This window comes from Corynebacterium limaceinasi (assembly GCF_046717465.1).
Taxonomy (GTDB): Bacteria; Actinomycetota; Actinomycetes; order Mycobacteriales; family Mycobacteriaceae; genus Corynebacterium.
The window spans coordinates 723,135-735,104 of the sequence record NZ_CP177100.1 but is presented as its reverse complement, the minus strand read 5'-3'; the positions used below and the strand labels follow the sequence as shown (position 1 = coordinate 735,104).

General features: G+C 57.1%; 20 protein-coding genes, 1 other RNA gene and 1 pseudogene. 5 read left to right on the top strand and 17 right to left on the bottom strand.

Annotated features, from left to right (window positions below; all coding sequences use genetic code 11):
- Position 1: 1 nt before the first annotated feature.
- The 10 genes from ACLI1Q_RS03675 to ACLI1Q_RS03630 all read right to left on the bottom strand — a co-directional run bounded on the left by ACLI1Q_RS03675 (position 2) and on the right by ACLI1Q_RS03630 (position 3,965).
- Positions 2-166 (bottom strand): hypothetical protein, encoded by a 165-nt coding sequence (locus ACLI1Q_RS03675; RefSeq protein WP_349883573.1) that lies wholly within the window; start codon positions 164-166, stop codon positions 2-4.
- On the bottom strand, positions 166-369 hold the full coding sequence (locus ACLI1Q_RS03670) for a hypothetical protein (RefSeq protein WP_349883572.1): 204 nt from the start codon (positions 367-369) through the stop codon (positions 166-168). The genes ACLI1Q_RS03675 and ACLI1Q_RS03670 overlap by 1 nt, the downstream gene beginning before the upstream one ends.
- Positions 366-536, bottom strand: coding sequence for a hypothetical protein (locus ACLI1Q_RS03665; RefSeq protein WP_349883571.1), 171 nt, complete (start codon positions 534-536; stop codon positions 366-368). The genes ACLI1Q_RS03670 and ACLI1Q_RS03665 overlap by 4 nt, the downstream gene beginning before the upstream one ends.
- Positions 536-1,453, bottom strand: a complete 918-nt coding sequence (locus ACLI1Q_RS03660) for a YqaJ viral recombinase family protein (RefSeq protein WP_349883570.1) — start codon at positions 1,451-1,453, stop codon at positions 536-538. Before ACLI1Q_RS03660 ends, ACLI1Q_RS03665 begins: the two co-directional genes overlap by 1 nt.
- A complete protein-coding gene (locus tag ACLI1Q_RS03655; RefSeq protein WP_349883569.1) occupies positions 1,440-1,745 on the bottom strand; it encodes a hypothetical protein in 306 nt (101 codons plus the stop codon). Before ACLI1Q_RS03655 ends, ACLI1Q_RS03660 begins: the two co-directional genes overlap by 14 nt.
- Positions 1,746-1,749: 4 nt before the next feature.
- Entirely contained in the window at positions 1,750-1,920 is a 171-nt protein-coding gene (locus ACLI1Q_RS03650) for a hypothetical protein (protein WP_349883568.1), read from the bottom strand.
- Positions 1,907-2,101 (bottom strand): hypothetical protein, encoded by a 195-nt coding sequence (locus tag ACLI1Q_RS03645; RefSeq protein WP_302522126.1) that lies wholly within the window; start codon positions 2,099-2,101, stop codon positions 1,907-1,909. The genes ACLI1Q_RS03650 and ACLI1Q_RS03645 overlap by 14 nt, the downstream gene beginning before the upstream one ends.
- Positions 2,102-2,182: 81 nt before the next feature.
- Positions 2,183-2,371, bottom strand: a complete 189-nt coding sequence (locus ACLI1Q_RS03640) for a helix-turn-helix transcriptional regulator (protein WP_411697084.1) — start codon at positions 2,369-2,371, stop codon at positions 2,183-2,185.
- Positions 2,372-2,860: 489 nt separating this feature from the next.
- Positions 2,861-3,163 (bottom strand): hypothetical protein, encoded by a 303-nt coding sequence (locus tag ACLI1Q_RS03635; RefSeq protein ID WP_411697083.1) that lies wholly within the window; start codon positions 3,161-3,163, stop codon positions 2,861-2,863.
- Positions 3,164-3,167: 4 nt separating this feature from the next.
- Positions 3,168-3,965, bottom strand: coding sequence for an antA/AntB antirepressor family protein (locus ACLI1Q_RS03630; RefSeq protein WP_411697082.1), 798 nt, complete (start codon positions 3,963-3,965; stop codon positions 3,168-3,170).
- A gap of 105 nt (positions 3,966-4,070) precedes the next feature.
- On the opposite strand from ACLI1Q_RS03630, the gene ACLI1Q_RS03625 reads away from it, so the two are divergent.
- Entirely contained in the window at positions 4,071-4,337 is a 267-nt protein-coding gene (locus ACLI1Q_RS03625; protein WP_349889187.1) for a hypothetical protein, read from the top strand.
- Positions 4,338-4,470: 133 nt separating this feature from the next.
- Here ACLI1Q_RS03625 and ACLI1Q_RS03620 read toward each other — a convergent pair whose 3' ends face one another.
- Positions 4,471-4,701, bottom strand: a complete 231-nt coding sequence (locus tag ACLI1Q_RS03620; protein WP_411697081.1) for a transcriptional regulator — start codon at positions 4,699-4,701, stop codon at positions 4,471-4,473.
- A gap of 158 nt (positions 4,702-4,859) precedes the next feature.
- Between ACLI1Q_RS03620 and ACLI1Q_RS03615 the strand changes: the two genes are divergently transcribed.
- The 4 genes from ACLI1Q_RS03615 to ACLI1Q_RS03600 all read left to right on the top strand — a co-directional run bounded on the left by ACLI1Q_RS03615 (position 4,860) and on the right by ACLI1Q_RS03600 (position 7,695).
- Positions 4,860-5,345, top strand: a complete 486-nt coding sequence (locus tag ACLI1Q_RS03615) for a hypothetical protein (protein ID WP_411697080.1) — start codon at positions 4,860-4,862, stop codon at positions 5,343-5,345.
- 76 nt (positions 5,346-5,421) lie between these two features.
- Positions 5,422-5,802, top strand: coding sequence for an ImmA/IrrE family metallo-endopeptidase (locus ACLI1Q_RS03610; protein ID WP_411697079.1), 381 nt, complete (start codon positions 5,422-5,424; stop codon positions 5,800-5,802).
- A gap of 33 nt (positions 5,803-5,835) precedes the next feature.
- Positions 5,836-6,339, top strand: a complete 504-nt coding sequence (locus ACLI1Q_RS03605; protein WP_411697078.1) for an Ltp family lipoprotein — start codon at positions 5,836-5,838, stop codon at positions 6,337-6,339.
- Between the two features lie 144 nt (positions 6,340-6,483).
- A complete protein-coding gene (locus ACLI1Q_RS03600) occupies positions 6,484-7,695 on the top strand; it encodes a site-specific integrase (protein WP_349883555.1) in 1,212 nt (403 codons plus the stop codon).
- Between the two features lie 31 nt (positions 7,696-7,726).
- Here the strand turns inward: ACLI1Q_RS03600 and ACLI1Q_RS03595 are convergent, their stop codons facing one another.
- The 6 genes and pseudogenes from ACLI1Q_RS03595 to smpB all read right to left on the bottom strand — a co-directional run bounded on the left by ACLI1Q_RS03595 (position 7,727) and on the right by smpB (position 11,970).
- Positions 7,727-8,671 (bottom strand): ABC transporter permease, encoded by a 945-nt coding sequence (locus tag ACLI1Q_RS03595; protein ID WP_411697077.1) that lies wholly within the window; start codon positions 8,669-8,671, stop codon positions 7,727-7,729.
- A gap of 68 nt (positions 8,672-8,739) precedes the next feature.
- Positions 8,740-9,732, bottom strand: a complete 993-nt coding sequence (locus ACLI1Q_RS03590) for a siderophore ABC transporter substrate-binding protein (RefSeq protein WP_370657801.1) — start codon at positions 9,730-9,732, stop codon at positions 8,740-8,742.
- A gap of 85 nt (positions 9,733-9,817) precedes the next feature.
- A pseudogene (locus ACLI1Q_RS03585) lies at positions 9,818-10,584 on the bottom strand (amidohydrolase family protein).
- Between the two features lie 74 nt (positions 10,585-10,658).
- Positions 10,659-11,041, bottom strand: a transfer-messenger RNA (tmRNA) gene (gene ssrA / locus ACLI1Q_RS03580).
- A 67-nt stretch (positions 11,042-11,108) separates the two neighbouring features.
- Positions 11,109-11,474, bottom strand: coding sequence for a DUF488 domain-containing protein (locus ACLI1Q_RS03575; protein WP_239270080.1), 366 nt, complete (start codon positions 11,472-11,474; stop codon positions 11,109-11,111).
- Positions 11,467-11,970 (bottom strand): SsrA-binding protein SmpB, encoded by a 504-nt coding sequence (gene smpB / locus ACLI1Q_RS03570; RefSeq protein ID WP_023016945.1) that lies wholly within the window; start codon positions 11,968-11,970, stop codon positions 11,467-11,469. The genes ACLI1Q_RS03575 and smpB overlap by 8 nt, the downstream gene beginning before the upstream one ends.

Genomic DNA, 11,970 nt, shown 5'->3' with positions numbered 1-11,970 from the left:
GTTAGTTCTCCTTGATTTGTGCTGCGAGGATGCTGGTGACGATGTGGATTGCTTCTTCGCGGGTGAATCCTGCTTCGATGTGAGCGGATACCATGGATGCGTTGTTTCCTGCGAACTCGCGGTTTACACTGCTGGCTTCTGGTAGTTGCTTTCCCCAGATTGGCATTAGATGTTCCTTTCGTCGTCGAATCGGTCGAGGGTGATTTCAGTGAGTACGAAGGCAGTATTTACGTCGTGGCCGTGCCGGGTGAAGTGCTCCATGAGGTAGGTGGCTTGGTCGGCGAATGCGGTGAGGGCGGCGTAGTTGGCGTCAGTGGCGGTGCGGGCCACCTCCAAACGCCGGTGTGGCATGTCGCTTGGTTTGTTCATAGTTGTTGTCGTTCCTGGTCGATGGTGGTTTCTATCTCGTGGCAAAGGTCGCGCAATTCGGGGAAGGTGTCTCCGTGGTCTCGCATCCAATCCAGGACTTCGCCTTCGAGGCGTGCGAGGGCAATTTTCTTTGCTTCTTTGCTGGGGACGATGGTGTAGATGTCCATTAGTTGACTACCTTTGTGAGTCGTAGGCGGGGGGAACCACGGCGGGTTTTGGTGTTGAACTCGGCGAATAAGTCCGGGTGGGCGGACTTAAACGCCTTGGAATCAAACGTCTTCGAATCCTTAGTGGTGGACACGCTGACCTTGTAGCCAGCATGAGTACCGGCGTAGGACTCGCCGAGGAGCTTTAGCAGGTCTTTCTTGTATGTCTTTGCCAGGTCAGACCAGGTGGAGGCTTTTTCCTCAGCGTCCGCTAGCTGCGCCACGAGGTCTTCTACCTCGTCGGCGTCTTCTAGGCTGGTGACCTCACCCATCCAGTCTGGGGTAGTGCCTTCCAGCCAGGCGAACCAGTCTGCGGCGGTGAGCTCCAACTCCTTGCAAACATCGCGGTCATACAAAATGGTGTGCGATTCACACTCCCGCGGGGTGAACTCTCCGTCTTCTTCGTCGTAGTACTCCACCAGTAGGACACAGGCTTCCGCCCCGGCGTGCCACATGTTGGCTTGTATTTGCAGGTAGTAGCCATCCGGGCACCAGTCATGGAAGCGGCCGCCGGTGAATTGGTGCTTGGCGGTTTTAATCTCACCAATCACTTCCCCATCCGCACTGAACAAGTCCGGGGTGCCGCAGAGGCGGTCATCGTCGGGGTTAATAATGATGGTTTGCGGGTCGGCGTTATATTCCAGGCTGCTATCAATATCCAAGACCAGTGGGGCCAGGACGGGTTCGCGAGCGGTGCCCCAAACCGTGTAGTCATTACCGCCCCACCGCTTCCCTGTTTCTTTCTGCTCGCGTATCTCCTGCCACGCCCTAGCCGTCTTACTCAGGTGAATTCCCGCCAATTCCGTCGATGTGAGATGCTGGCGGCGGAACTCCAGCCAATCCTCTGTACTTTCAGGTTCGTATTTATGCAGTTCCAAAGCGTGCCTGCCTTTTCGTCGTGTTGACCAGCGGATTATCTAGAATATGGCGAGCATTGCGCGCATGATTTTCACAGAACCGGAAACCCACCCCATAGCTCATGTTCCTGCCCGTTAGTAGGCATCCGTAGTAGAGACAGCGGCCGGGGGATTGTCGTTTACCCGCGATGAATTTGCGCGCCTCCCCGGCGGTTTTAAATCTTCGCAACCCATCGCCAATATCAACCCACCAAAGGTCGTCGTACATGCGGGGCTGATACATGCTCATAATGTCTTGTGCTTCAGTGGCCATAGACTCACATCCAGACTGGTGGCACGGAGATTACCCAGTGGAAGATGAAGCCAACCATGCCGCCGAAAATGCCGGTGGCCCAGGCAAATCTCATGCGTTTAGCGGCAGTATCTTTCCAGTAGGCAAGCTCCTTGTAGCTAGCTTCTTGGCGTGGGGGGCGGTTAGTCTTCTGCATGGCGTAGTTTCCTTTCGTGGGCGTTAACAAGTCCGGTGATGTGGTGGGCTTGTGCGGCACCATCCTTAATTTGGCGGCGTACCTTCTCCGGTAGGTGGGTGTAGAGGTAGATGTGCTGGTAGGTCTTTTCGATGTGCCTCAGCTGGGATATTGCTTCAGCCGGGGTGATTTCGTGAGCCAATGTTTTATCTCCATTTCATGCTGAATTTCAGGGTGCGGCGACGACGATGCCGACCTCGATGGAGCAGGGCCTTTAGCCAGCTCATGCGATTGCTTCCGGGTCGAGTAGCTGGTCGATGACGCGCTTTGGGAATACAGTCCGGGCGCCGACCGTGATGGGGCGTAGTTGCGGGACGGTGCCTTGTTTCACGTGCTCGTAGAGCGTGGATTGTGAGATGCCAAGCATGCCGGCGACTTCTGGGACTGAGTATGACCTTTTGGTAGTGTTCATAGTGTCCTTCCAGGGATTGATTGGCCCCGCGTAGTGTGCAGCTACGCCGGGGCCTTCTTTGTGTTCGAGAGGTGGGTGCAGGGGCGGGACAAGACATGAAAAATCCCCACATACCCTTCACTTACGGTGCAGCGTTCAATCACCACACCCACCCCCAGTGCCGCGCCCGGGACTCGCACCCGGGGAGTAGCTATTTCACGGCCTCAATGTTTTTCGTGCCCACTTACGTGGAATTTGCCTCACCCTTGGCCCGCTACGGCGGTCAGGTGGTTTCAGCCTGTCGGCACTAGTGGTCATGGCGTTCTAAGACCCGCGCTCGCACTAGTAAGTAGTCCCACATGGACACGGCCCGGCTACTGTTCTCTGCCGGGATAGGCTCTCTATTCAGTTCTCTGTACAACGTGGCCTGCCAGTCCCTCGTCTATCCCCTAGGGAGGAATACAGGCGGCCTTGTGCCTATGCGGTGGCTCGCACACCGCTGCCTGCTCGTTAGGCCTTAAGATCATTGCCCTGCCACACACCAATGGCGGCATGATTACGCGCTTTACTACGTGAGCTCGTAAACCCGATACGGCGGATAAGCCCACGGCCACGCCAGTAGTGGAACAGTCCGCCCCATGAGTTGGGGTTATCTGGCTCCATGCCACAGGCAGCACGCACATCATCAGCGGTAAACGGCCGGCGGGACGTAGCCAGGCTGGCTACCGCCTTATCAGCAGCGGCGTACCAATCAGTGCCGGAACAAACCGCGGCCATGTAGGCAGCCTCCGCAGGATGCAAATCATCAGTCATGGCACTACACCGCCCCTGGTAGTGCGTCGTAGATGGACTGGTCAACCTGGATGCCAGCATTCTTCGCTACGGTGATTGCCCAACCAGCGCGCACGTACAGTGTTTGCCGTACTTGGCCGTTGTGGTAGCGGGGCGCGTTGTGCTGTGCCCTAATGTCGAAAAGGTTCCTGTAGGCGGCATAGGCACGGTATTCATTGCGGTCAACCACATCGCCCTTGCGAGATGACCATTCCCGCGTTTGGGTCTTGCGGTAAATCATCTTCGCGTCCAGTAATTTCTGACGTGCCTGCGGCTCGGTCAGGCCAAAGTGGGCGCCCCAATCTTTTACGGTCATCACGTCCGACTCAATGGAGACGCAGTGGTCGTAGTACTCGACTTTGGGTTTAGCTGCCTCCAAGGCGAGGGCCTGGTCTGCGGTCTTGGCTTCCAGTTCCTTAATCGTGTGGTCGGCGACCTTGATGGCGCGGGCCATGATTTCTTCCGGCGACAACTCGGCGGTCTCCTTGGCGCGGCGTTCACACTCGATGAAATACTGACGGGCTTGCTTACCCTTTTCGGTGCGCTGAATCATGGAAATTTCCTTAGCCATGTCCAGAGTGACGATGTGGTCGGTACGCGGGCGACCAGCGCCTTTTGGTTTATCGGAAATTTCCGAGAAATCCTGACCTGCGGAAAAGCCGTAGGCCACCATTCGTTTCATCCAGTCGGTGTAGTTGTCGCGCACTTCCAGGAATGCGTGGAGGTCGCGGCCCATGACGGCTTGGGCACCGTCGTTATCTTGAATGGGGATTAATTCACTCATTGTGATATACTCCTTATATCTTTCTTGTTGGCCCCGCTTCGGCGGGGCTTTCTTTATGTGCTTCACTTAATTCAGGGCAACCAGCCCTAGAAAGTGAGGTGAAAAATGATGGAAAATTCAGATTCTTCGAGCCAAGAGTTTGGGTTTGAAGACGTGGAATGGCGACTACGGGAAATAGGCCTTTCCGTAACCCCGGACTTAATGGCGGAACTTGCGCCTCTTGCTGAGAGACTCCCGGTCGGTGACGTCCCGATTGAGGAAGCGGTCACGGAGTACACGCAGTTTTCGAAGCAAGCCATTGCGACGATTGCGTTGAAGATGTCGCTTTTGGAGAAGCGAATTCTCGACCTTGAGGGTCTCGATGAGATGTAGTACCTGCTCCTTGTTGTAAACCGGTCCTCCATCGATATTTACGGTCGCCCCTGGTGTTGCAGCGCCGGGGGCTTCCCTCTCTTCGTGGGTCATGTCATGAACTCCTTCTTGCATCATTTCTCACCTACCTTCCTTATGCGGCTTGTTCTGCTTCGTCTTTGATGACGAGCATGGTGCCGTACGGTCGACCAGTGAGGAATTGCAGTTTCACCAGGTCTTGAGCACTAGGCAGGGTCTGTCCGCGGTACCAATTGCGCACGGTGTGCGAAGTGCGGTTCAGTTTGTTGCCTACCTGCTCGAAGTTGGTGAATCCGTATTGCTTGCGGAGCTGGTCGATAACCGTGGGGTCTAACTTTGCGGTCATAAGGCTCCTTTTGGATTATCCGTACCGTTTCGGTTCGGTAATTTCATTTTGGCACACTATGGCAGATTACGCAAGTCTAAATTCGTTTTTTATATGTTTATGCAGGCTATAGGCCGTTTCAGATTGACATATGGCGTTCTTTTAGATACGCTTAAAGCATGCAGGAAACACACACTGAGTGGTTCAAGCGCGTAACCCGAAATGACTCAAACCGACGCGCTGCGGACCTCGCCAACATCTCCCCTGTCACCCTCGGCAGGCAGTTGAAAGCCAATGAGCTCAGCGCGGACCTCATCATCAAAATTGCCCAGGCCTACAATGAGTCCCCTGTCGTGGCTCTCGTGGACCTCGGATTCGTCAGTGCCCGCTGGCTACAAGAAGTAGGCACCACCACCGCACTAACCCGCGCCAGCGACGAGGAACTCACAGACGAACTCCTACGACGCCTACGCCTACTTGACGACCACCCCATCGACGACCTTGCTGCCCGTCGTGCGGGTGCCCCTATGTCCGGCCCGCATGATTCTGTAGACGATGATGACGGTATCGTCCGCGAGTTTGACTGGGAGGAGCCGCACGCCGCGGATAGCAGTCCAGACGAAGATAAGCTTCGAGAAGAACGAGGAGAAGACCTAATCGACTAAATATTGTTCGGAAATTCCGAAAAGAAGCAGGCCACAGGGTGTAATCTCAGCCACATAGAACGAGGTGAATATCCGATTGACTACTCCCCTTGACGCCCTCATCGAGGTCGCCGAGTCACGCGGATACGGCATCCGCTGGCACAAGGGCGGGCCCAAGGCCGCCTGGCAGCCACACCGAAAAATCGTCACTATCCGCCTCGGAATGAGTGACGCCACCACCCTCTGCGCCCTGGCGCACGAGCTAGGCCACGCCCACTACAACGACCCACCCGGCCACCACGGGGCACACGAGTACCGCGCCGACCGCTTCGCAGCACGCCTACTCATCTCCCCCGTCGAATACGCCGCAGCAGAATCAATTTATGGACCACACCCGGCCACCCTTGCCAACGAGCTCGGGGTGACGGTCAAAGTCCTAAAAACTTGGCAGACCATGGCTGCAAACCAAGCAGCCTAAACTACAATCCCTCTCTTTGAAAGGAAAGCTCTCATGTCCTCCAACAACGAACAGCCCAAGAAAAAAGGCGGCTGCCTCAAATGGGCCGCAATCATCATCGGCATCATCATCGTCCTTGCCATCATCGTCACTGCAGGCAGCGACAGCGACGACAAATCAACCTCTGACGAAACGAACGCCACGCAACAAGACGCCCCAGCAGACGAGCAACAACCCGGCGAAGAAAACAACGACAAGGACGTACCCCGGGAACACAAGAACGCCCTAAAGAAAGCAGAGACCTACTCCAAGTACCAGCACATGTCCCAAATCGGCATCTACAACCAGCTAACCAGCGAGTTCGAAAGCTTCAGCCCCGAAGCGGCACAGTACGCTATCGACAACGTAGAAGCCGACTGGAATGAAAACGCCCTGGAAACGGCTAGGAATTACTCCGACATGCAGGCTATGTCGCCAGATGCAGTCTACGACCAGCTTGTCAGTGAGTTTGAAGGCTTCACTCCAGAGCAGGCTCAATACGCTGTAGACAACCTGTAAACGCAAAAGGGGCCCCTTGCTCTTGTTCAGCTGCTGTGCGGCGGGGTACTGAACAAGAGCAAGGGGCACATCGCAAACCCAGCACAAGGGTCCGGAAGTGTCGCCCGGGGCGTATTGCAGCCCTGGCTAACAAGGAGCATCATAATGGCTATCCAAAAAAGACTCAACAAAGCAGGAAAAACTGTTTACATCGCCCGGTGGCGCGACCCCGCAGGCAAAGAGCACTCCAAAAGCTTCACCCGGCAAAAAGAAGCCAAAGCCCACGTTCAGGAAATGGAGCGCGACAAACGCCTCCACAAGTACCTCCCCGAGGCAGAACAGGACATTACCGTCAAAGAGCTGTTCAACCGGTGGATGAATGACCGCCCGCTGCGCGAGGCGAGTCTTGTCCAGTATCGGAATGTACGCGACCGGCTTTTAGGTCCGCTTGGGCAGTGGCCAGCTCGCCAAGTCACTTCCGCCGATGTTAATGAGTGGGCCAATCAGCTTCGCACGTGCCGGCATTGGCTCGCCCCGGACGATAAAGGGATTGCAGAGCGGTCAGTGCGAATCATCTTGAGTTGGCTGCGGTCCGCGTTCACCTACGGGGTGGATAATGACCTGGTGGGGAAAAATCCTGTGCGGGTGCCGAAAAAGGATACCGCGGTGGAGCCCGACGCGATTCCTACTTTGAGTGAGATTCAGCGCGTTATTGATGCTGTGGAGCAGGGTGGCGTCGAGTATGTGTCGGTACCGCGTAAAGGTATGCCGCCGCGGCGGTGGGCTTACCGTCCGGATAGGTCCATGGCGGACATGCTGAGGACGGCCACTTTGACCGGTATGCGTATCTCTGAGCTGTGTGGCCTGCTGGTCGAGGAGGTGGACCTGGAGGCGGGTGTGATTCGGGTCAGGAAGCAGCTATCGAAGTCGGTCCCCCGGCGGCGGGTGGAGCTGAAATCGTCGCACTCCCGGCGCGATGTACCAATTGCGAGCGAGCTCGTCCCAGTGCTTAAACGCGTTATTGGCGGGCGTGAGGACGGGTTTCTGTTCGTCAATGGTGGCGGCGGGCCGGTGCATGCGAATGTGGCGGCGCAAAAGGTGGCCCGTGCGGGGAAGGCTGTAGGCGCGGAGCGGGTGCACTTTCATGCTTTGCGGCATCGGTTCGCGTCGTCATTGCTGACGGGTGGTGTGCCGGTCCAGGACGCGGCGCGGGTTTTGGGGCATACGCCGACGACGTTGATGCAGACATACGCGCATGTTTTGGACGGGTCTCAGGAGCGTGTTGCGGGCGTGATTAATTCTGCGTTGGGATGCGGGATTTCTGCGGGATCGCCTCGGTTGACGGTGGTGCATGGAGGTCAGGAAACCCCCGCTTAGCTGGTGTTTTGTCTGCCTGGTTGCGTGTTTTTTACTTGATGATGATGAAGACGATGGCGCCGATGACGCCAAGAATGACCGAAACTGGCATCTCGAATGGGGCGATAATCACGCGCCCCACCAGGTCACACACCGTGACGATGCCGATGCCCAGCAGGCAGACCCAGGGAACGTTGGAACGCAGGTCATCGCCCCGCACCATGGAGACGATATTGGGCACGATAAGGCCCAGGAAGGGCAGCGAACCCACGACGACGGTCACCACGCCCGTAGCAATGGCGATGAGGCCGGTTCCCATCAATAACATGCGGTTATAGTTCAGCCCGACGTTGGTGGCCACGTCCTCGCCCAAGCCAACCACGGTGAGGCGGTCGGCGTAGATATACACCGCCACCAGCACCAAGAGGACGATCCACAAAACCTCGTATTGACCCTTGTACACCGCTGTAAATGAGCCCATGAACCAGATGCCCAATTGCTGGAGCATGTCCGTCATCAGGGCGAAAAACGTCGAAATTGCAGAGACCACGGCGCCCAGCATGATGCCGATGATCGGCACGATGAGTGAGGAGCGCAGGGTCACCCGGCGCAGGAAGAGGAAGAATACGACGGTTCCCAGGAAGGAAAAGACCACCGCACCAATCATCTTGACCAGAATCGAGGACGTGGGCGCGACGGCCATGACGATGAGCAAGCCCAAACCGGCCCACTCCGTGGTGCCGGTGGTAGACGGTTCGACGAAGCGGTTCTGGGTAAGCAGCTGCATGACCAGGCCGCTTACAGCCATGGCCGCGCCGGCCAGCACCAAGGCAATGGTGCGCGGTAAGCGGGTAATGCCGAACATGGCGGCGCCATCGTCGGCGCCAAAAACGTCGTACTGCCCGGTCAGCAAGGAGGCAACGAGCAACGCGGCGACGATGAGCACGCCGAGGCCGAGCTTCCAATCCCAGACCTTTGTGCGGGTGGTGGTTTCCATAACTATCCTTTACGCACCTGAAAACCGGAGGGCACAAAATCCCTCCGGTTTCCGGTTTTTAGTGGTGGCTAGTTCTTTTCAAACGCGTCTGCCATCGCGTTGAGCGTCTCCGTGAAGGTAATGATGTTTTCATTGGTGTAGGTATCCTGCGGAGCGGCAACGATCTTGCCTTCCTTCACGGCAGTCACGTTCTTGAGTGCCGCGGAATCCTCTACCAGCTTCTTACCTGGGGTGTAGCCTGCTTCATCCTTGGCAATGGCACCGTCGCGGTCCATGATGAGGATGTAGTCAGGGTTGGAATCAGCAATTGCCTCGACGGAGATGTCATCGCCCTCGTGGTCATCGCTGGCGTTTTCCACCTCGAGGGAAGGCTTCATGCCCAGCAGGTCAAAGAATGGTCCGAAGAAGCGGCCCTTACCTGGGGCGATGTAGTTGATATCGCCACCGGAGGTGTTGACGGCCATTACGGTCTTCTCAGGATCGTAGGCATCCTTGGCGCGGTCCAGCGCCTTGTTGAAGTCATCGACAAGCTTCTTTGCTTCATCTTCGTGGTCGAAGATCTTGCCCAGTGCTTCGGTCTGGCGAATGAGTTCTTCCGCCATGTCCTTATCATCGCGCGGGGAGAAGTCCAGGACCGGGGTATCTTCCATCAAAGCCTCGATATCGGCCTGGTGCTGGGTGAAGCGCTGACCGTTGATGACGATGTCCGGCTCTGCGGCAACCAGCGCCTCCAGGTCGGGTTCGCGGTGCATGCCCAGGTTGGCCTCGATCGAGTCTTCGTTGATCTTGTCCGAGAGGGTATCCGGGACGATGCCCAGCGGGGCTGCCACGATGTTGACGTCCCAATCCGCGAGGATTTCGAAGGCGCGGTTATCCGTTACCGCGACGCGCTCGAACGGTACGTCCAGCTCATGGGTGCCGTTATTATCTTCGATCTGCAGTGCGCTTTCCGATGTCCCCTTGTTCGAACCCTGGTCCTCTTCTTCCGCAGTGCTACATGCGGTAAGCGCCAGGGAGGCGACAGCCACGACAGACAAAAGAGCGCGATGAATTTTCTTCATTGTGCTTTCCTTATAGACGAGAAACAAATGCCCCATTAACTTAGCTTAAGTCACCCTAACCAATCAAGGGTGAGGGTAACCTTTCCTAAAGCACATCGTCCAGGCCATAGAAACGCGCTGCATTTGCGTAGAAAACATGATCGGCATGTACCCCGCGGCCTTCTCAATGAGCCGGAAATCATCAACTGAAAACACCCGGCTCGCCCGCTACGAGGGCAAATCGGTACCCGCCATGAGCGCCGTTGGATCGACGTCGACAATGCGGCGCACCACCTCCCCTGGGTCGAGGTCCACTCGCCCGAATCCGGTGGCCTTGACCTTTACGCCGGCATCGACAAGCTCCAAGAGGCCATCTACTCCCTGCGCGCTCAGGCCCAGGTGGTCGATGCTCACGGCCGGCAGCTTCTTCAGCACCGGCGCCATTTCGCCCAGCGCAGCCGCGTCGACATAAAGCTCCACGTGCCAGCCGGCTAGGTCATAGATCCGCCAGGCGAGCTCCTCGAGGTCCTCCCGCGCTGCGCTGCCACCGCGCCGGAAGTTAAAGCGCACCGCCCGCACGCCCAGGCCATCGAGGCGGCGGATTTCGGCATCGGGGACATCGGCAGGCAGCTGCGTCACGCCTACGAAGTTATCCAACTCCCCTAACGCATCCGCCAGATACCCCTGGTCAAAGCCCTGAAAGGAACCGGAGACGACCGCGCCGGCGGTGATATCAAAGCCCTCACCGCGCAGCTTCTCGCGCCATACGTCATATTCCGGAACCAAAAATTCCGGCGGCGTATAACCCTGATTCTCCTGGATGGGGTGAGAAAAATCGATGATATGGAGGTGGGAATCGAATACTCGCTGCATGGCCACCACCCTAGCCGCGCGCGGGCAACCTTATGAGAAAAGCCCCAGCTAGAACTGAATCTAGCTGGGGCTCTCGGTGGAGCTGCCGGGACTTGAACCCGGGTCCTTCGTCACCTTGCCAGGGCTTCTCCGTGCGCAGTTCGCACATGATCTCTGCTCGGCCCTCCGGTTCGGGCGAACTCGTACCGGATGATGGGCCCAGTCACCAGTAAGAGTCCCATCTGGCCCTGATGACACAGCCAGACGGCAAGTTCCTTAGTCGATGCCAGGTTCTAGGTCAGGAACGAAACCTAGGCTGACAGACACGCGTCGCTGCAATTAGGCAGCGAGGGCGTAGTCACGCTGAGAGTTCTTCTCTGCGTTTATTTGTTTGCTACGACGCTTAAACGGTGGTCGATAGCCTTCACCGGCACGCTTCCCCTGGCGCAGTGTACGAAGTCGAAACCAAATCAACCCCATAGCACTTGTAGGGACGGGATAGTGCATCATTCCCTACGGTTGTTCTAACACTACCGCAGACGCTTTTATTTCTCCAAGTGCTCTTCCAGCCAGTCTTTTAAGACCACCGCGTGGTTAATCTCGCGGTCGGCAGCGCCAAAGAGCAGCGTGAGGTCCCCCTCCTTTGCCAAGGAGAGCAGCTGGGTGAGCTCTTCCGACTCGCGGTCATCGAGCTCGGCGCGGTAGCGGCGCGAAAACTCCTGGAAAGAATCCTCGTCATGGCTCCACCACTTGCGCAGCTCGGGGCTAGGCGCCACGTCCTTGAACCATTCGTCATAGTCCAGGTCCGCCTTGGCGATGCCCCGCGGCCACAGACGATCTACTAGGACGCCGGTTCCGGAAATGGAGTCTTCGCCCTTGACTGCATCGTGAACCTTTACCGTCTTAAGCATTAATCCCCTTCACGCGGCGGCCGAGCTCGCGGGTGATTTCGCGGTTCTGGTCGCGCCGCTTGATGTCCTCGCGCTTGTCATAATCCTGCTTACCTTGCGCGAGCGCCAGCGACAACTTCGCGTACCCGTTTTTTAGGTACACCTTGAGCGGCACCAGGGTTTTATTGCCATTGCGCACCTGCCCGTAGAGCTTGTCGATCTCCCGGCGGTGCAGCAAAAGCTTGCGGGTGCGCCGCGGACTGTGGTTGGTCCACGACCCCATCGAATACTCCGGAATGTGCAGGTTGCGCAAGTACACCTCGCCATTATCAATGGTGGCGAAGGCATCATTGAGCGAGATCTTGCCCTCCCGGAGGGATTTGATCTCCGTGCCGAGCAAGACGATGCCGCACTCGAATTCTTCGAGGATCTTATAGTCGTGCCGGGCCCGGCGGTTGGTCGCAAGCGTGGCGTCCCCGGAAGCCGCCTTCTTATTCTTCTTGCCCTTTTTAGCCAT

Bases quoted from the DNA above. Each gene is read 5' to 3' on its own strand.
- ACLI1Q_RS03575 (WP_239270080.1), bottom strand. From the start codon at position 11,474: ATGCTTAAGACGGTAAAGGTTCACGATGCAGTCAAGGGCGAAGACTCC.
- ACLI1Q_RS03665 (WP_349883571.1), bottom strand. From the start codon at position 536: ATGGACATCTACACCATCGTCCCCAGCAAAGAAGCAAAGAAAATTGCC.
- ACLI1Q_RS03630 (WP_411697082.1), bottom strand. From the start codon at position 3,965: ATGAGTGAATTAATCCCCATTCAAGATAACGACGGTGCCCAAGCCGTC.
- smpB (WP_023016945.1), bottom strand. From the start codon at position 11,970: ATGGCTAAAAAGGGCAAGAAGAATAAGAAGGCGGCTTCCGGGGACGCC.
- ACLI1Q_RS03670 (WP_349883572.1), bottom strand. From the start codon at position 369: ATGAACAAACCAAGCGACATGCCACACCGGCGTTTGGAGGTGGCCCGC.
- ACLI1Q_RS03620 (WP_411697081.1), bottom strand. From the start codon at position 4,701: ATGACCGCAAAGTTAGACCCCACGGTTATCGACCAGCTCCGCAAGCAA.
- ACLI1Q_RS03625 (WP_349889187.1), top strand. From the start codon at position 4,071: ATGATGGAAAATTCAGATTCTTCGAGCCAAGAGTTTGGGTTTGAAGAC.
- ACLI1Q_RS03675 (WP_349883573.1), bottom strand. From the start codon at position 166: ATGCCAATCTGGGGAAAGCAACTACCAGAAGCCAGCAGTGTAAACCGC.
- ACLI1Q_RS03640 (WP_411697084.1), bottom strand. From the start codon at position 2,371: ATGAACACTACCAAAAGGTCATACTCAGTCCCAGAAGTCGCCGGCATG.
- ACLI1Q_RS03655 (WP_349883569.1), bottom strand. From the start codon at position 1,745: ATGGCCACTGAAGCACAAGACATTATGAGCATGTATCAGCCCCGCATG.
- ACLI1Q_RS03595 (WP_411697077.1), bottom strand. From the start codon at position 8,671: ATGGAAACCACCACCCGCACAAAGGTCTGGGATTGGAAGCTCGGCCTC.
- ACLI1Q_RS03590 (WP_370657801.1), bottom strand. From the start codon at position 9,732: ATGAAGAAAATTCATCGCGCTCTTTTGTCTGTCGTGGCTGTCGCCTCC.
- ACLI1Q_RS03650 (WP_349883568.1), bottom strand. From the start codon at position 1,920: ATGCAGAAGACTAACCGCCCCCCACGCCAAGAAGCTAGCTACAAGGAG.
- ACLI1Q_RS03600 (WP_349883555.1), top strand. From the start codon at position 6,484: ATGGCTATCCAAAAAAGACTCAACAAAGCAGGAAAAACTGTTTACATC.
- ACLI1Q_RS03615 (WP_411697080.1), top strand. From the start codon at position 4,860: ATGCAGGAAACACACACTGAGTGGTTCAAGCGCGTAACCCGAAATGAC.
- ACLI1Q_RS03605 (WP_411697078.1), top strand. From the start codon at position 5,836: ATGTCCTCCAACAACGAACAGCCCAAGAAAAAAGGCGGCTGCCTCAAA.
- ACLI1Q_RS03635 (WP_411697083.1), bottom strand. From the start codon at position 3,163: ATGACTGATGATTTGCATCCTGCGGAGGCTGCCTACATGGCCGCGGTT.